Genomic DNA, 17,412 nt, shown 5'->3' with positions numbered 1-17,412 from the left:
AACGGGGAAATAAGCCCGAGAAAATCCCGGCCGACTCAACTCACTGCGCGTAGGTAAACCGGGATACGTCGGGTTGTCCCCGTCAGATTATCAAAAACGTTCGTTTCCGATGTCGCTATTCTCATCCCCGTTTTTCTTAGCCTCTGCACATCAGCGGCAATGCGCTGAAGCCCAAACCAGAAAAGTCCGTCCAAGGCTGTGACTGCCAGCCCGTTTTCCAGCGCCAGCCTGAGACGTTCACGGGGCGGTTTTACCTGCTGCGCGATTTGCCGGTAAGGAGCTTCGGTGCTCCCAGTGGGGTCAATCCGCCTGATTCGGGTAGTCAGACGGTACTGGTATTCGTCGGGTATTCCGCTTAAATCCTGCTTCAGGCTCCAGACGCAGCCAAACCGTTTACCATTAAAGATGACATTCTTCTGGCTGAGCTGCAGTTCGTCCCGTAGCCCGGCAATGAGCTGGGGTGCACGGGTGAGCAACAGTCTGAAGGGGAGCTCAAAACTGGTGACGTAATCCACGTTTAGCAGGGCAATACGCAGGCGTTCTTCTGCGCTGGCCGTATTCTCCTGACATTCGGCAAGTACATCGGCCCACTGACGGATCAGACGAGGGGATTCATCCGCTTCCGTGAAGCAGTACTTTTCAATCTGGTAGTCAACGCGTCCACTCACCCTGCATTCCCTTACGGTCAGATGTCAGTATCCATTGCTCAATTTACCAGCGTAAAGCCCCTGCGGAAAGCCCGTTACTGCCGCAGATAGCCTTCTTTTTATCTCCAAATGGTCATCAACCGTGGTTACGGTTTTATCGCATAACCGTTGCGGACGCGGGCCAGTTTTGTTTTGATGTGGGATTGAACAGATCAAAACCAGGCAATGACACAAATCTATATACTGGCCCCTGTGCCGCAATGCCCCATCTCGGTATCAGCCATATTGGCGGATAAAGGCGCGGTAGGCTTTCAGCGCCGCCAGAAAGTCCTCCACGCCGCAGAAGGAGAGGCTTTCATCATCGTAGTAATTCATGCCCTCCTCCATCTCATCGCCTTCAAACGCCAGTTGGTTGGCACGGATCATTACCTCTTCACCGTCCATCAGCAGCGTATATTCATGCCCTTCCAACTGCCACTGGCGCTCGCTGCCTTTTACCTGCTCCGCCCCGGCTTCGATTTTATCCAGCAGGGTAAGATCGCCTTTCACCTCTTCGTTGATCCAGTGGCCGATCGCTTCATGCCCCATCGAAAATCTGACCATTACCTGCCCGGTCACATCACGCAGAAATTCGTAGTCCATAGCATGCCTCCTGAGCCGTTTTTACCAGTTTAATCATTAATGCATTTCTTACCTGGCGCGCGCTCGCAAAGTTGACGGCCGGAAAAGAAAACGGGAGGCCAAGGCCCCCCGTTTGTCACGTTGCGCAATATAGCGGCTTAAACGGCCGTTTGGAAGATGACGCCATCAGCTTTTTCGGTGTACTGGCTCAGCCGATCGAAGTTCAGATAACGGTAGGTGTCCAGCGCGGTTTTATCAACCTGCTCCATGTAAGCCTGATATTCCTCCGCCGTCGGCAAACGCCCCAACAGCGAAGCCACCGCCGCCAGCTCGGCCGAAGCCAGATAAACGTTGGCGCCGGTGCCCAGGCGGTTAGGGAAGTTACGCGTCGACGTGGAAACCACGGTGGCGCCATCCGCCACCCGCGCCTGGTTGCCCATACACAGCGAGCAGCCTGGGATTTCAATGCGCGCGCCACTCTTGCCAAAGACGCTGTAATAGCCCTCTTCGGTCAACTGCGCGGCATCCATCTTGGTCGGCGGTGCGACCCACAGGCGGGTCGGCAATTGCCCTTTGTGCTGATCCAGCAGCTTACCGGCGGCACGGAAGTGGCCGATATTGGTCATGCAGGAGCCGATAAACACTTCGTCGATCTTCGCACCGGCTACGTCAGACAGCAGGCGTGCGTCGTCCGGATCGTTCGGGGCGCACAGGATAGGCTCTTTGATCTCGGCCAGATCGATATCGATCACCGCCGCATATTCGGCATCGGCGTCGCCTTCCAGCAGTTGCGGATCGGCCAGCCATTTTTCCATGCCCTGAACCCGGCGCTCCAGCGTGCGAAGATCGCCGTAGCCTTCAGAGATCATCCACTTCAACAACACGATGTTGGAGTTCAGATACTCTTCGATCGGCGCTTTACCCAGCTTGATGGTGCAACCGGCGGCAGAACGCTCGGCGGAAGCATCGGTCAGTTCGAACGCTTGCTCCACTTTCAGATTCGGCAGGCCTTCGATTTCCAGGATGCGGCCGGAGAAGATGTTTTTCTTGCCCTTCTTCTCAACGGTCAGCAGGCCCTGCTTGATCGCATACAGCGGGATGGCGTGCACCAGATCGCGCAGGGTAATGCCCGGCTGCATTTCGCCCTTGAAGCGCACCAGTACCGATTCCGGCATGTCCAGCGGCATCACGCCGGTGGCGGCGGCAAACGCCACCAGCCCGGAGCCGGCAGGGAAAGAGATGCCGATCGGGAAACGGGTGTGGGAGTCGCCGCCGGTGCCGACGGTATCCGGCAGCAGCATGCGGTTCAGCCAGGAGTGGATAACGCCGTCGCCTGGGCGCAGCGAAACGCCGCCGCGGTTCATAATGAAATCCGGCAACGTGTGATGGGTGGTGACGTCAACCGGCTTCGGATACGCCGCGGTATGGCAGAACGACTGCATCACCAGATCGGCAGAGAAGCCCAGGCAAGCCAGATCTTTCAGTTCATCACGCGTCATCGGGCCGGTGGTGTCCTGCGAACCCACGGAGGTCATCTTCGGTTCGCAATATTCGCCAGGGCGAACACCGGCAACGCCGCAGGCGCGGCCAACCATTTTCTGCGCCAGCGAGAAGCCTTTCGTGCTGGCGGCCACCGCTTTGGCGATACGGAACACCTCGCTATGCGGCAGGCCCAGCGCTTCACGCGCCTTGGTGGTCAGGCCACGGCCGATAATCAGTGGAATACGGCCACCGGCGCGCACTTCATCCAGCAGCACGTCGGTTTTCAGTTCAAAATTAGCCAGCAGTTCGCCGGTTTCGTGGTTACGGACTTCGCCTTTGTAGGGGTAGATGTCGATCACATCGCCCATGTTCAGCGCATTCACGTCCACTTCGATCGGCAACGCGCCAGCGTCTTCCATGGTGTTAAAGAAGATTGGCGCGATTTTACCACCCAGCACCACGCCGCCACCGCGCTTATTCGGCACGTACGGGATATCGTCGCCCATAAACCACAGCACGGAGTTGGTGGCGGATTTACGCGAAGAACCGGTGCCCACTACGTCGCCCACATAGGCCAGTGGGAAGCCTTTTTTATTCAGCAGTTCGATCTGCTTGATCGGCCCCACGTTGCCCGGCTGGTCCGGCACGATACCGTCGCGTTCGTTTTTCAGCATAGCCAGGGCGTGGAGCGGGATATCCGGGCGCGACCAAGCATCGGGTGCCGGCGACAAGTCGTCGGTGTTGGTCTCGCCCGTCACCTTGAACACGGTAACGGTGATTTTTTCTGCCAGCTTGGGGCGTGACAGGAACCATTCCGCTTCGGCCCACGACTGCATGATCTGCTTGGCATGCGGGTTGCCAGCTTTCGCTTTGTCTTCCACATCGTAGAAGTTATCGAACATCAATAGCGTATGGGACAGCGCTTTGGCGGCGATCGGCGCCAGTTTTTCGTTATCCAGCGCTTCAATCAGCGGGTGAATATTATAACCACCCTGCATGGTGCCCAAGAGTTCGATGGCTTTTTCGGGAGTAATCAGTGGAGAGGTTGCTTCGCCTTTGGCGATGGCCGCCAGGAAACCGGCTTTGACATATGCCGCTTCGTCGACACCCGGTGGAACGCGGTTGATTAACAGGTCCAACAAGAATTCTTCTTCGCCCGCAGGCGGGTTTTTCAGCAGTTCTACCAGCGCGGCCATTTGGGTTGCATCTAAGGGTTTGGCAACAATCCCCATGGCGGCACGCTCAGCTACGTGCTTACGGTATTCTTCTAGCACGACGGTTCTCCTCGCTCTCATTGTAAAATGCGGCGGGCGATTCTCTTCACGCTCCTGTGAGACAGTAGTTTGTAGGGTAAATGCCCGATACCGCATCGGCAGCATAGCAGGATTTTGGTCAGGCGTTAATCTGTTTACAAAAAAGCAACATTAAAATTTAGCTGAATCGTTAAGGTCAGGAATTTTACAGGCTTTCCGCGCCTTTCCCGGGATATAAATTTCATCCTCTTGCCGATAACTGCTCACGGGGACAGGCTGACGCGCCTTCGCTGGGGCTTAAGCCATAAAAAACGCCCGGCGCAACACCCTGCGGCCGGGCGTTTTGTTAGCCCTGATGGGGCATCAATTCCGGGTAGCCTTTAAAGGCCGGCTTGTTGCTGCTCAACGCGGCTTCATCATCATGGATGCTGCCGGAGTTCGTTGCCCATACCCCTTCCGTCGTTTTCGTTATCTTCTGATGCTGTCCATTCAGATCTTGGCCCATCGCGGCGATATGCGTACTTTCCGTCCCGCCGCTGTTGGTCGCCCAGGGAATCGAAGGATCCGCGGCGCAGGCAATCCCGGAAGCCAACGTTGCGGTTAACAGAGCCGTTGTTAAAAGAATTTTCATAACACACCTCACTCATTATTAACACGCTATAAGTTTAGTTCGTAATTATTTCCTAGGTATCTATAAGATGTGCCAGGTTGTTAACGCTGACATAGTTCTGAACATCCGGCGTAAAAAAAGCGGCTCTCAGAGCCGCTTATGCTTTTGCCGGAAAGAAAAAATTACTTTTTCTTGGCTTTCGGGTTCGGCAGGTCAGTGATGCTGCCTTCGTAGACTTCCGCCGCCAGCCCAACGGATTCATGCAGCGTTGGGTGCGCGTGGATCGTCAGCGCGATGTCTTCGGCATCACAGCCCATCTCGATAGCCAGGCCGATTTCACCCAGCAGCTCGCCGCCGTTGGCGCCGACAATCGCCCCACCGATAACGCGGTGGCTTTCTTTGTCGAAGATCAGCTTGGTCATACCATCAGAACAGTCAGAGGCGATAGCACGGCCTGAAGCTGCCCAAGGGAACACCGCGGTTTCGTAGCTGATGCCCTTTTCTTTGGCTTCTTTCTCGGTCAGGCCCACCCATGCCACTTCTGGTTCGGTGTAGGCAATGGAAGGAATGACTTTCGGATCGAAATAGTGTTTTTTACCGGCGATCACTTCCGCGGCGACGTGGCCTTCATGCACGCCTTTGTGCGCCAGCATCGGTTGGCCGACGATGTCGCCGATAGCGAAGATGTGCGGCACGTTGGTGCGCAGCTGTTTATCAACGTGGATGAAGCCGCGTTCGTCCACTTCCACGCCCGCTTTACCGGCTTCCAGCAGTTTTCCGTTTGGCACACGGCCGATAGCAACCAGCACCGCGTCATAACGCTGTGGTTCTGCCGGCGCTTTTTTGCCTTCCATCGTCACGTAGATGCCGTCTTCTTTCGCTTCTACCGCGGTGACTTTGGTTTCCAGCATCAGGTTGAACTGCTTGCTGATACGCTTGGTGAAGACTTTCACCACGTCTTTATCAGCCGCCGGGATCACCTGATCAAACATTTCGACCACGTCGATCTGCGAACCCAGCGCATGGTATACGGTGCCCATTTCCAGGCCGATGATACCGCCGCCCATGATCAGCAAACGTTCAGGAACGGTTTTCAGCTCCAGCGCATCGGTAGAATCCCATACACGCGGATCGTCATGAGGAATAAACGGCAGCTTAATCGGGCGGGAACCAGCGGCGATGATCGCGTTGTCGAAGTTGATAGTGGTGGCGCCATTTTCACCTTCAACCACCAGGGTGTTCGCACCGGTGAATTTACCCAGGCCATTGACCACTTTGACCTTGCGGCCTTTCGCCATGCCAGCCAGACCACCGGTCAGCTGATTGATGACTTTTTCTTTCCAGAGGCGAACTTTATCAATATCGGTTTTCGGTTCGCCGAATACGATGCCATGCTCAGCCAGCGCTTTGGCTTCTTCAATCACTTTGGCAACGTGCAGCAACGCTTTGGAAGGGATACAACCCACGTTCAGGCACACCCCGCCCAGCGTTGAATAACGCTCGACCAACACGGTTTCCAGCCCTAAATCAGCGCAACGAAAGGCAGCAGAGTAACCTGCAGGGCCTGCGCCAAGTACCACGACCTGAGTTTTGATTTCAGTACTCATCATGACCTCTTAATTTGTTTCCGGCGGGTCTGACGTTATTGTTCTTGTCTTAACGCCCTGTTCCACCGGGACGTGTCTTGCCGCGACAGTTTACAAAATCGTTAACAATTTTGAAACAACAAGCGACAAACGATTTGTCCTTTATCACTGGCAACCGCCACCAAAAGATAGCTTACCAGAAAAAAGCCGGCCGTCAGGCCGGCTTGCCGATTACATCACCAGACGGCGGATATCAGACAACGTGTTGTTGATGATGGTGATAAAGCGAGCACCATCAGCACCGTCAATGACACGGTGGTCGAAGGACAGAGACAGCGGCAGAATCAGACGCGGCACAAAGTCTTTACCATTCCAGACCGGTTCCATAGAGGACTTGGAAACACCGAGGATCGCCACTTCCGGCGCGTTGACGATCGGCGCGAAGTGGGTCGTGCCCAGGCCGCCGATGCTGGAGATGGTGAAGCAACCGCCCTGCATTTCACCTGCGGTCAGCTTGCCATCACGCGCTTTTTTGGAGATGACCATCAGCTCACGAGACAGCTCAACGATGCCTTTTTTATCCACGTCTTTGAAGACCGGAACCACCAGGCCATTCGGCGTATCAACCGCAACACCGATGTTGATGTATTTCTTCAGTGTCAGTTTCTGGCCGTCTGCGGACAGGGAGCTGTTGAAGCGCGGCATCTGTGCAAGTGCAGCGGCGGCGGCTTTCATGAGGAAGACAACCGGCGTGATCTTCACGTCCAGCTTTCTTTTCTCCGCTTCAACGTTCTGCTGTTTGCGGAACGCTTCCAGATCGGTGATATCCGCTTTGTCGAAGTGCGTAACGTGCGGGATCATCACCCAGTTGCGGCTCAGGTTGGCGCCCGAGATTTTCTGGATACGGCCCAGCTCCACTTCTTCGATCTCGCCAAACTTGCTGAAATCGACTTTCGGCCATGGCAGCATGCCTGGCAGACCGCCGCCGGCAGCAGCAGCCGGCGCCGCTTCTGCACGCTTAACCGCGTCTTTCACGTAAGCCTGGACGTCTTCGCGCAGGATGCGGCCTTTGCGGCCGGTGCCTTTCACTTTCGCCAGGTTAACGCCGAATTCGCGCGCCAGGCGGCGAATGACCGGAGTAGCATGCACGTAAGCGTCGTTCTCGGCGAACTCGCTCTTGCCTGCCTCAGCGGCAGCCGGAGCGGCCGTTTTAGCTTCCTGTTTAGCCGGTGCCGGTGCTGGCGCAGAGGCCGCAGCCGGTGCAGCCGGTGCAGCCGCAGGGGCTGCGCCTTCCACTTCGAAGGTCATGATCAGCGAACCGGTTTTCACCTTGTCGCCAACGGCCACTTTCAATTCTTTGACCACGCCGGCAAACGGCGCAGGCACTTCCATTGAGGCCTTATCACCTTCAACCGTGATCAGCGACTGTTCAGCAGAGATCTTATCGCCCACTTTTACCATCACTTCGGTGACTTCAACTTCGTCGCCGCCGATATCCGGTACGTTAACGTCTTTCACCGCCGATGCGGCAGGCGCGGCAGCAGCAGGTGCGGCGGCTGGCGCAGCTTCCTGTGCGGCAGGCGCGGCGCCGGCGATTTCAAAGGTCATGATCAGCGAGCCGGTTTTCACCTTGTCGCCGGTGGCGATCTTGATTTCTTTCACGGTGCCCGCGAACGGCGCCGGCACTTCCATCGAGGCTTTATCGCCTTCAACGGTGATCAGCGATTGTTCAGCTTCAACCTTATCGCCCACCTTCACCAGAACTTCGGTGACTTCAACTTCATCGGCGCCGATATCAGGCACTTCAACGTCTTTCACCGCGCTGGCCGCAGCCGCCGCAGGGGCCGCAGGGGCCGCAGGGGCCGCTGCCGCAGGCTTCTCTTCTTTGGCCGGAGCCGCTTGCGCGGCGCCTTCGGCTTCAAAGACCATGATCAGCGAACCGGTTTCTACTTTATCGCCAACGGCGATTTTGATCTCTTTAACCACACCGGCCTGCGGGGAAGGCACTTCCATTGAGGCTTTATCGCCTTCAACGGTAATCAGCGACTGTTCGGCTTCAACCTTATCGCCCACCTTCACCAGGATCTCGGTGACTTCAACTTCATCCGCACCGATATCCGGTACTTTAATTTCAATTGCCATTGTCCTGTACCTCTTATGCCAGACGCGGGTTAACTTTCTCAGGATTGATGTCGAATTTCTTAATGGCTTCAGCCACTACGGAAGCTTCAACTTCGCCGCGTTTGGCCAGTTCACCGAGCGCAGCCACAACCACATAGGAAGCATCGACTTCGAAGTGGTGACGCAGATTTTCGCGGCTGTCGGAGCGACCGAAACCATCGGTGCCCAGTACGCGATAATCGCTGGCCGGCACATAAGTGCGAACCTGTTCTGCGAACAGTTTCATATAGTCGGTAGATGCCACCGCCGGTGCGTCGTTCATCACCTGAGCGATGTAAGGCACGCGCGGCGCTTCGGTTGGGTGCAGCATGTTCCAACGTTCGCAATCCTGGCCGTCACGTGCCAGTTCGGTGAAGGAGGTCACGCTGTAAACATCGGAACCCACGCCGTATTCTTCAGCCAGGATCTTGGCCGCTTCACGCACGTGGCGCAGGATGGAGCCGGAGCCCAACAGCTGTACCTTGCCTTTGCTGCCCGCCAGGGTATCGAGCTTGTAGATACCTTTACGGATGCCTTCTTCCGCACCCTGCGGCATGGCCGGCATGTGGTAGTTTTCGTTCAGCGTGGTGATGTAGTAGTAAACGTTCTCTTGTTTCTCACCGTACATGCGTTCCAGGCCATCGTGCATGATGACAGCCACTTCGTAGGCATAGGCCGGATCGTAAGAGATGCAGTTCGGGATGGTCAGCGACTGAATGTGGCTGTGGCCATCTTCGTGCTGCAGGCCTTCGCCATTCAGCGTGGTGCGCCCGGAGGTGCCGCCGATCAGGAAGCCGCGCGCCTGTTGGTCGCCCGCCGCCCAGCACAGATCGCCGATACGCTGGAACCCGAACATCGAATAGTAGATGTAGAACGGGATCATCGGCAGATCGTTGGTGCTGTAAGAAGTCGCCGCCGCCAGCCAGGAAGAAGCCGCACCCAGTTCGTTGATGCCTTCCTGCAGGATCTGGCCTTTCTCGTCTTCTTTATAGTAAGCAACCTGCTCACGGTCCTGCGGGGTGTACTGCTGGCCGTTCGGGCTGTAGATACCAATCTGACGGAACAGACCTTCCATACCGAAGGTACGCGCTTCATCAGCGATGATCGGCACCAGACGATCCTTGATCGACTTGCTCTTGAGCATCACGTTCAGGGCGCGCACGAAAGCGATGGTGGTGGAAATTTCTTTGTTCTGCTCTTCCAGCAGCGCAGAGAAGTCTTCCAGCGCAGGGATTTCCAGCTTCTCGCTGAAGTGAGTCAGGCGGCTTGGCAGGTAGCCTTGCAGCGCCTGGCGGCGTTCATGCAGGTATTTGTACTCGTCAGAGCCTTTATCAAAGGTGATGTACGGCAGTTTTTCGATGTCTGCATCGGCAACCGGCACGTTGAAACGATCGCGGAAGTGGCGCACCCCTTCCATGTTCATTTTCTTCACCTGGTGAGCGATGTTTTTCCCTTCCGCGGTTTCACCCATGCCATAGCCTTTGATGGTATGCGCCAGGATGACGGTCGGTTTGCCCTTGGTGTCTTGCGCTTTTTTCAGTGCCGCGAACACTTTCTTCGGATCGTGACCACCGCGGTTCAGCGCCCAGATTTCGTCGTCGGTCATGTCTTTGACCAGCGCAGCGGTTTCCGGGTATTTGCCGAAGAAGTGCTCACGCACGTAGGCGCCGTCTTTGGATTTAAAGGTCTGGTAGTCGCCGTCCAGGGTTTCGTTCATCAGCTGCACCAGCTTGCCGCTGGTATCTTTACGCAGCAGCTCGTCCCAACGCGCGCCCCAGATCACTTTGATCACCTGCCAGCCGGCACCGCCGAAGATACCGTCCAGCTCGTTGATGATCTTGCCGTTGCCGGTAACCGGGCCGTCCAGGCGCTGCAGGTTACAGTTGATCACGAACACCAGGTTATCCAGTTTTTCACGGGTGGCGATGGTGATCGCACCTTTGGATTCCGGTTCGTCCATTTCGCCATCACCCAGGAAGGCATAAACCGTCTGGCCGGCGGTGTCTTTCAGGCCGCGGTGCTCCAGGTATTTCAGGAACTTGGCCTGATAGATGGCGCTGATTGGGCCCAGGCCCATGGAAACGGTTGGGAACTGCCAGAATTCCGGCATCAGTTTTGGATGCGGATAGGAAGACAGGCCGTTGCCGTGAACTTCCTGACGGAAGTTGTTCATTTGTTCTTCGGTCAGGCGGCCTTCAAGGAAGGCACGCGCATAAACGCCCGGAGAGATGTGGCCCTGGAAATACACCAGATCGCCGCCGTCTTTCTCGTTGCGTGCGCGGAAGAAATGGTTAAAGCAGACTTCATAGAAAGTCGCGGAAGACTGGAAGGATGCCATGTGGCCACCCAGCTCCAGGTCTTTCTTGGATGCATGCAGAACGGTCATGATAGCGTTCCAGCGGATAGCTGAACGAATACGGCGCTCCAGATCCAGGTTGCCTGGGTATTCAGGTTCATCTTCCACTGCGATGGTGTTGACGTAGTTGTTCGCTGCAGCACCGGCTGCAACGCTAACGCCGCCTTTGCGCGCTTCTCCCAATACCTGATCAATCAGAAACTGAGCTCGCTCAACACCCTCTTCACGGATGACCGATTCGATCGCCTGCAGCCAGTCGCGGGTTTCGATCGGATCCACGTCATTGTTTAAACGTTCTGACATGGTGGTATTCCTTATCTGTCTAATGGTTTGTATGGAGCCTGTCTTCCTGTACTCCAAAGCCGAAATACACGAAGACAGGCTCGTCAGTTTAGTTGCCGCAAAAGTACTTAATCAGACGGTAGGCCAGCGCCAGTGCTCACGCACCGCGCTGGCCTACGGCCCCAGCACCCCGAGCTCCCATTCCCCACAGGCTGGTGTGCCCTGAAGGGAACAACGCTCAATCCCTGCGTTGCTGGAGACGCCGCAGCGATCTCTCACGCCGGGTGTGTTCCCGGCTGAGATCCAGCAAGATTTCCTCGATAAACGCCAGATGGCGGTGCGAGGCTTCGCGCGCCTTCTCCGGCTCGCGTGCCACAATCGCCTCAAAAATACCGGCGCGGTGGCTGCTCACTGTTGCCAGCATTTCCCGGCGCGAGTAGAGCAATTCAAAATTTTGGCGGACATTCTGCTCCAGCATCGGCCCCATACAGCGCAACAGATGCAGCAAAACGACGTTATGGGCCGCCTCAGTGACGGCAATCTGATACTGCATAACCGCATCGGCTTCAGCGGCCAGATCGCCGCTGTCCTGCGCCTGCTGAATCACCTGGTGGCAATCACGAATGCGCGCTAAATCTTCATCCGTGCCCCGCAGTGCCGCATAGTAGGCGGCGATGCCTTCCAGCGCATGGCGGGTTTCCAGCAGATCGAATTGTGATTCAGGGTGATTGGCCAGCAGTTCAGCCAGAGGATCGCTAACGCTTTGCCACAGATTTGCCTGCACAAAGGTGCCGCCGCCCTGGCGGCGCAACAGCAGGCCTTTGGCTTCCAGACGTTGGATAGCCTCTCTCAGAGAAGGACGGGAAACATCAAATTGCTTCGCCAGTTCACGCTCGGGCGGCAGTTTTTCGCCTGGGCGCAGTGTCCCTTCAAGGATCAGATATTCGAGCTGCTGCTCAATAACGTCTGACAGCTTGGGCTGACGGATTTTGGTGTAGGCCATGGGTGATTTCTTCTCTGCGAAATGGCGCGGAGTCAATTGGTAATACCAATTTAAAAAACGTGACCGTAAAGTAACAAAGTATTCACCTCGTGTCCATATTGGGCTTGATCGAAATCATGATTTGCCGCACATTTTAACACCTCACCTCATGGCCGGCTGCAATACGATAACGCGGTGCTAGTCATACTCTTTACCCACCCATCACCCGATTTAACCTTTGCGAAACCTCCGTCCGGCAGGCCAAGCTACGATAGCGCCATGACGATTTTATGAACGGCGGGCGCAGTGCCACCATCGTGCCGGGCAGCCGGCGGCCAGGTATCAATAACCCGGAAATAGCGCAAGGTTTTGCACAAAAACGCGGGCGTTGCTTGTTTCATGCACCACACAGCCAATAAAGACACATAACCCGCACTTTATTGGCAAAAGTGCTGCAATATTAATCACTCCGATGATAAAGCAGGTGCAAACCGCCGCGCTTAACATTATTCTGAGCTGAACGGTAGCGGTGCCGTGGAATAAATAGCAATAACACCGTAAAAAATAAGATACACACACCGTAATCACCGCTTTACAAGCGGGGGGTTATTCTGCAACGACAGAGGGTAAATGGATGGATGGGAAAACGCAGGGCGATCAGTTGAAACGTGGCCTGAAAAACCGCCATATTCAGTTGATTGCCTTAGGTGGCGCAATTGGTACCGGGCTTTTCCTCGGTATCGCACAAACAATAAAGATGGCCGGCCCTTCAGTGATCTTGGGCTATGCGATCGGTGGGTTTATCGCCTTCCTGATCATGCGCCAACTGGGCGAAATGGTGGTGGAAGAACCGGTCGCCGGCTCCTTCAGCCACTTTGCCTATAAATACTGGGGCAACTTCGCCGGCTTTGCCTCCGGCTGGAACTACTGGGTGCTGTATGTCCTGGTGGCGATGGCGGAACTGACCGCCGTGGGGATTTACGTCCAGTACTGGTGGCCGGGGATCCCGACCTGGGTATCCGCCGCCGTGTTCTTCCTACTGATCAATGCCATCAACCTGGCGAACGTCAAAGTTTACGGCGAGATGGAGTTCTGGTTCGCGATCATCAAAGTGGTGGCGATTATCGGCATGATCGTATTCGGCGCCTATCTGCTGTTCAGCGGTATGGGCGGCCCGGAGGCGACGGTCACCAACCTGTGGGCGCAGGGCGGGTTCTTCCCTAACGGCATCCTGGGGCTGGTTATGGCGATGGCGGTGATCATGTTCTCGTTCGGCGGGCTGGAGCTTGTCGGGATCACCGCGGCGGAAGCCGACAACCCGGAGAAAAGCATCCCGCAGGCCACCAACCAGGTCATTTACCGTATCCTGATTTTCTATATCGGTTCCCTGACCATCCTGCTGTCGCTGTATCCGTGGGGGAAAGTGGTTGAAGGCGGTAGCCCGTTCGTGTTGATCTTCCATGCGCTGAACAGCGATGTGGTAGCAACGGTGCTGAATATCGTCGTACTCACCGCCGCACTGTCGGTTTACAACAGTTGCGTATACTGCAACAGCCGCATGCTGTACGGCCTGGCAAAACAGGGCAACGGCCCGAAAAGCCTGCTGACCGTGGACGGCCGCGGCGTGCCGGTGGTGGCGATTGGCCTGTCCGCTCTGGCAACCGCATTCTGCGTGCTGATCAACTATCTGATCCCAGGCCGCGCGTTTGAACTGCTGATGGCACTGGTGGTTTCCGCGTTGGTGATCAACTGGGCAATGATCAGCCTGGCTCACCTGAAGTTCCGTGCCGCCAAGCGCCGCGAAGGCATTGAGCCGAAGTTCAAAGCCTTCTGGTACCCATTGAGTAACTACCTGTGCCTGCTGTTCCTGGCCGGGATATTGGTGATCATGTACCTGACGCCGGGCATCCGCATTTCCGTACTGCTGATCCCAGTTTGGATCGCGGTTCTGGCGCTGGGCTACATCATTAAGCAACGCAGCCAGAAAGCGGCCGCTGCCGCCAATCGCTAACCGAAGCGACATGCCTATCAGGCAAAACGCCGCCCGGTAATCCACCGGGCGGCGTTTTTTATATCCCTCATCCTGGGACGACGGTGGTTATTTCACGCAGTGCGTGCACTGCGTCGCCTGTATTTTCTGGAAGAAATCATTGCCTTTATCATCCACCAGGATAAAGGCCGGGAAATCCTCAACCTCGATTTTCCAGATCGCCTCCATCCCTAACTCAGGGTAGGCCACACATTCCAGGCTCTTGATGCTTTGCTGCGCCAGCACCGCCGCCGGGCCGCCGATGCTGCCCAGGTAGAAGCCGCCGTGTTTGTGGCAGGCGTCGGTCACCTGCTGGCTGCGGTTGCCTTTCGCCAGCATGATCATGCTGCCGCCGTTGGCCTGCAACAGGTCAACGTAGGAATCCATGCGCCCCGCGGTAGTCGGCCCCAGGGAACCGGAAGCATAACCCTCCGGCGTTTTGGCCGGGCCGGCGTAATAGATCGGGTGATCTTTCACATACTGCGGTAAGCCCTCGCCCCGTTCCAGGCCCTCTTTGAGTTTGGCATGCGCAATGTCGCGCCCCACGATGATGGTGCCGCTCAGCGACAGACGAGTGGAAACCGGGTATTGCGAAAGCTGCTTGAGGATCTCGCTCATCGGGCGGTTCAGATCCACCTTGATCGCATCCCCCTCGCCCGCCTGGCGCAGCTCAGCCGGAATGAATTTCCCCGGATTGTGCTCCAGTTTTTCCAGCCAGATGCCGTCGCGGTTAATCTTGCCTTTGATGTTACGGTCAGCCGAACAGGAAACGCCCATGCCGAGCGGGCAAGAAGCGCCGTGGCGCGGCAGGCGGATCACGCGGATATCATGGGCAAAATATTTGCCGCCGAACTGCGCGCCCAGCCCCAGGTTCTGCGCCTCTTCCAACAGTTCCTGCTCCAGTTGCACGTCGCGGAACGCCTGGCCGTGTTCATTACCTTCGGTGGGCAATTGATCATAATAGTGGGTGGAAGCCAGCTTGACGGTTTTCAGCGTCGCTTCTGCCGAGGTGCCGCCGATAACAAACGCCACGTGGTACGGCGGGCAGGCCGCGGTACCCAGCGTGCGCATTTTATCCACCAGGTAGTTTTTCAGTTTGCCCGGCGAAAGCAGCGCTTTGGTTTCCTGGTATAGGTAGGTTTTGTTGGCGGAACCGCCGCCTTTGGCGATGCAGAGGAATTTATATTCATCGCCGTCCACGCTGTAGAGATCGATCTGTGCCGGCAGGTTAGTGCCGGTATTGACCTCTTGATACATATCCAGCGCGGCGTTTTGCGAGTAGCGCAGGTTATCTTCGATAAAGGTGTTGTACACCCCGCGCGACAGCGCTTCTTCATCGCCGCCGCCGGTCCATACCCGTTGCCCCTTTTTCCCGACGATAATCGCGGTGCCGGTGTCCTGGCAGGTGGGCAAGATGCCCTTGGCGGCGATTTCAGAGTTGCGCAGGAATTGCAGCGCCACATACTTGTCGTTTTCGCTGGCCTCGGGATCATCAAGAATGGCGGCGACCTGCTGCTGGTGCGCCGGGCGTAGCATAAAAGAAGCATCATGAAACGCGTGCTGGGCCAGCAGAGTGAGCGCTTTAGGATCGACCTTCAAAATCTCCTGCCCTTCAAACTGGGTGACGGAGACATAATCACGGCTTAACAGATAATATTCCGTGCGGTCTTTCGCTAGCGGAAAGGGCTCTTGATAGTGGAACGGTTTATTCGACATTGATCTCTCACTTGCAACATCAGTTGCGCAAAAATTCATACGTCAGCGCACGGCATCGGCGCGCTGTATCAAAACCAACCTTTACCTTACGTATTTTTGTTCACGCTATTATTGCGCCAAATCGCAAATAACCATTCAATTTATAATGATAACGGTTGCGTTGGCGCCGCCGTGCGGTAAAAGCCGTGAAGCCGTATCCGAAGACACGATTCATTATCCATTAATTAACACATTCATTACAATCCATTACCTTCAATCCGGGTATAAAACGGTTGGCATATTGCCAGCCGCTGCGCCCCCGTCTATGCTAGCGGCAATGAACAAAGTAAGAATCCCCATTGCGCTGCAGCAGGCGGTGATGCGTTGCCTGCGGGAAAAACTCCAGTTGGCGCGCACGCATTTTGCGATCGATTTCCCCGAGCCAAAGCTGGTTTACCAGCAACGCGGCACCAGCGCGGGAACCGCCTGGCTGCAAGCCTGGGAGATCCGCCTCAACCCGGTGCTGCTGCTCGAAAACCAACAGCCATTTATTGACGAAGTAGTGCCGCATGAGCTTGCGCACCTGCTAGTGTTCCGCCAGTTTGGCCGCGTGCCGCCACACGGGCGCGAATGGAAATGGATGATGGAAACGGTGCTGTCAGTGCCGGCCAGCCGCACGCACCGCTTTGAAATCAGCTCGGTGCAGAGCAAAACCTTCCCTTACCGCTGCGCCTGCCAGATGCACCAGCTCACCCTACGCCGCCATAACCGCGTCATGCGCGGCAAGAGTGAATACCGCTGCCGCCGCTGCGGCGAAAAATTAAAATTTACCGCTACAGAAACGCCTAAATGAAACGCTTTATGCGTTAAAACTAGGAATTCCCACCCTTTGCTACGCCATGCAACTTCCGTTACCCTGCCTGCTTTTCCAATTTCGAGTTGTTTTGGAATATGCTTCGCAAAATTTTGTTCGCAACACTACTGACGATCGGCACCGTACAGGCGCACGGCATCAATAATTTTAGCCAGGCCAAAGCGGCGGCGGCGGCCATCAACCGCGATGCGCCCGGCAGCTTTTACTGCGGTTGCCAAATACACTGGCAGGGTAAGAAAGGCGTGCCGGATCTCACCAGCTGTGGTTACCAGGTGCGTAAAAATGCGCAGCGCGCCAACCGGATCGAATGGGAACACGTGGTGCCCGCCTGGCAGTTCGGCCACCAGTTGCAATGTTGGCAAAACGGCGGGCGCAAAAACTGCAATAAAGATCCGCTCTACCGCCAAATAGAAACCGATCTGCACAACCTGCAGCCGGCCATTGGCGAGGTGAATGGCGATCGCAATAACTTTATGTACAGCCAGTGGCGCGGCGGCGAAGGCCAATACGGCCAGTGCCCGATGAAAGTGGATTTCAAAAACAAGCAGGCCGAACCGCCGGCACGGGCCCGCGGCGCCATCGCCCGCACCTATTTTTATATGCGCGATCGATACCACCTGCAGCTATCGCGCCAGCAAACCCAGCTGTTTGAGGTTTGGAACCGCCAATACCCCGTCAGCCAGTGGGAATGCACCCGTGACGCACGTATCGCTAAAGTACAGGGCCAGCACAACCCCTATATTCAACGGGCTTGCCAGCGGTAAAAAGGCTAACCTACTATAGTGGCTATCTATTTCTTTTCGCCGCGCCGCCGGATGCGGCGCGCTTTCATCAG

12 protein-coding genes are annotated in these 17,412 nt (G+C 56.1%); 3 read left to right on the top strand and 9 right to left on the bottom strand.

The window, feature by feature from the left end:
• Positions 1–35: 35 nt before the first annotated feature.
• The 8 genes from ACN28Q_RS16245 to pdhR form a co-directional block, all read right to left on the bottom strand.
• Positions 36–668, bottom strand: a complete 633-nt coding sequence (locus ACN28Q_RS16245; protein WP_095847290.1) for an ECs1377 family protein — start codon at positions 666–668, stop codon at positions 36–38.
• A gap of 255 nt (positions 669–923) precedes the next feature.
• Positions 924–1,289, bottom strand: coding sequence for a protein YacL (gene yacL / locus ACN28Q_RS16240; protein ID WP_095847289.1), 366 nt, complete (start codon positions 1,287–1,289; stop codon positions 924–926).
• A gap of 137 nt (positions 1,290–1,426) precedes the next feature.
• Positions 1,427–4,024 carry a bifunctional aconitate hydratase 2/2-methylisocitrate dehydratase gene (gene acnB / locus ACN28Q_RS16235; protein WP_095847288.1) on the bottom strand — a complete coding sequence of 866 codons (2,598 nt, stop codon included), beginning with the start codon at positions 4,022–4,024 and terminating at the stop codon, positions 1,427–1,429.
• A gap of 325 nt (positions 4,025–4,349) precedes the next feature.
• Positions 4,350–4,634, bottom strand: a complete 285-nt coding sequence (locus ACN28Q_RS16230; protein WP_095847287.1) for a hypothetical protein — start codon at positions 4,632–4,634, stop codon at positions 4,350–4,352.
• 161 nt (positions 4,635–4,795) lie between these two features.
• Positions 4,796–6,220: a dihydrolipoyl dehydrogenase gene (gene lpdA / locus ACN28Q_RS16225; protein ID WP_165907118.1), complete on the bottom strand. Its 1,425-nt coding sequence runs from the start codon at positions 6,218–6,220 to the stop codon at positions 4,796–4,798.
• A 210-nt stretch (positions 6,221–6,430) separates the two neighbouring features.
• Complete coding sequence (gene aceF / locus ACN28Q_RS16220; protein WP_095847285.1) at positions 6,431–8,341, bottom strand: pyruvate dehydrogenase complex dihydrolipoyllysine-residue acetyltransferase; 1,911 nt, start codon at positions 8,339–8,341, stop codon at positions 6,431–6,433.
• 13 nt (positions 8,342–8,354) lie between these two features.
• Positions 8,355–11,018, bottom strand: coding sequence for a pyruvate dehydrogenase (acetyl-transferring), homodimeric type (gene aceE, locus ACN28Q_RS16215; RefSeq protein WP_095847284.1), 2,664 nt, complete (start codon positions 11,016–11,018; stop codon positions 8,355–8,357).
• 217 nt (positions 11,019–11,235) lie between these two features.
• On the bottom strand, positions 11,236–12,000 hold the full coding sequence (gene pdhR / locus ACN28Q_RS16210) for a pyruvate dehydrogenase complex transcriptional repressor PdhR (protein WP_095847283.1): 765 nt from the start codon (positions 11,998–12,000) through the stop codon (positions 11,236–11,238).
• Positions 12,001–12,613: 613 nt separating this feature from the next.
• Between pdhR and ACN28Q_RS16205 the strand changes: the two genes are divergently transcribed.
• On the top strand, positions 12,614–13,990 hold the full coding sequence (locus ACN28Q_RS16205) for an amino acid permease (protein ID WP_095847282.1): 1,377 nt from the start codon (positions 12,614–12,616) through the stop codon (positions 13,988–13,990).
• Between the two features lie 87 nt (positions 13,991–14,077).
• On the opposite strand, the gene fumA is transcribed toward ACN28Q_RS16205, so the two are convergent.
• The gene (fumA, locus tag ACN28Q_RS16200) at positions 14,078–15,724 is read right to left on the bottom strand and encodes a class I fumarate hydratase FumA (protein ID WP_095847281.1); all 1,647 of its coding nucleotides are present in this window, start codon (positions 15,722–15,724) and stop codon (positions 14,078–14,080) included.
• A gap of 316 nt (positions 15,725–16,040) precedes the next feature.
• Here fumA and ACN28Q_RS16195 point away from each other — a divergent pair, with 316 nt between their 5' ends.
• Together ACN28Q_RS16195 and endA are read left to right on the top strand one after the other, a co-directional pair.
• The gene (locus ACN28Q_RS16195; RefSeq protein WP_095847280.1) at positions 16,041–16,556 is read left to right on the top strand and encodes a SprT family zinc-dependent metalloprotease; all 516 of its coding nucleotides are present in this window, start codon (positions 16,041–16,043) and stop codon (positions 16,554–16,556) included.
• Between the two features lie 98 nt (positions 16,557–16,654).
• Positions 16,655–17,341 carry a deoxyribonuclease I gene (gene endA / locus ACN28Q_RS16190; protein WP_095847279.1) on the top strand — a complete coding sequence of 229 codons (687 nt, stop codon included), beginning with the start codon at positions 16,655–16,657 and terminating at the stop codon, positions 17,339–17,341.
• The last annotated feature ends 71 nt before the right edge of the window (positions 17,342–17,412 follow it).

Source organism: Gibbsiella quercinecans (assembly GCF_002291425.1).
Lineage (GTDB): Bacteria > Pseudomonadota > Gammaproteobacteria > Enterobacterales > Enterobacteriaceae > Gibbsiella > Gibbsiella quercinecans.
This window is presented reverse-complemented; position numbering and strand designations above follow the sequence as displayed.

Coding starts and splice junctions, on each gene's coding strand:
- yacL (WP_095847289.1), bottom strand. CDS start 1,289: ATGGACTACGAATTTCTGCGTGATGTGACCGGGCAGGTAATGGTCAGA.
- aceE (WP_095847284.1), bottom strand. CDS start 11,018: ATGTCAGAACGTTTAAACAATGACGTGGATCCGATCGAAACCCGCGAC.
- pdhR (WP_095847283.1), bottom strand. CDS start 12,000: ATGGCCTACACCAAAATCCGTCAGCCCAAGCTGTCAGACGTTATTGAG.
- fumA (WP_095847281.1), bottom strand. CDS start 15,724: ATGTCGAATAAACCGTTCCACTATCAAGAGCCCTTTCCGCTAGCGAAA.
- ACN28Q_RS16230 (WP_095847287.1), bottom strand. CDS start 4,634: ATGAAAATTCTTTTAACAACGGCTCTGTTAACCGCAACGTTGGCTTCC.
- aceF (WP_095847285.1), bottom strand. CDS start 8,341: ATGGCAATTGAAATTAAAGTACCGGATATCGGTGCGGATGAAGTTGAA.
- lpdA (WP_165907118.1), bottom strand. CDS start 6,220: ATGAGTACTGAAATCAAAACTCAGGTCGTGGTACTTGGCGCAGGCCCT.
- endA (WP_095847279.1), top strand. CDS start 16,655: ATGCTTCGCAAAATTTTGTTCGCAACACTACTGACGATCGGCACCGTA.
- ACN28Q_RS16195 (WP_095847280.1), top strand. CDS start 16,041: ATGAACAAAGTAAGAATCCCCATTGCGCTGCAGCAGGCGGTGATGCGT.
- ACN28Q_RS16205 (WP_095847282.1), top strand. CDS start 12,614: ATGGATGGGAAAACGCAGGGCGATCAGTTGAAACGTGGCCTGAAAAAC.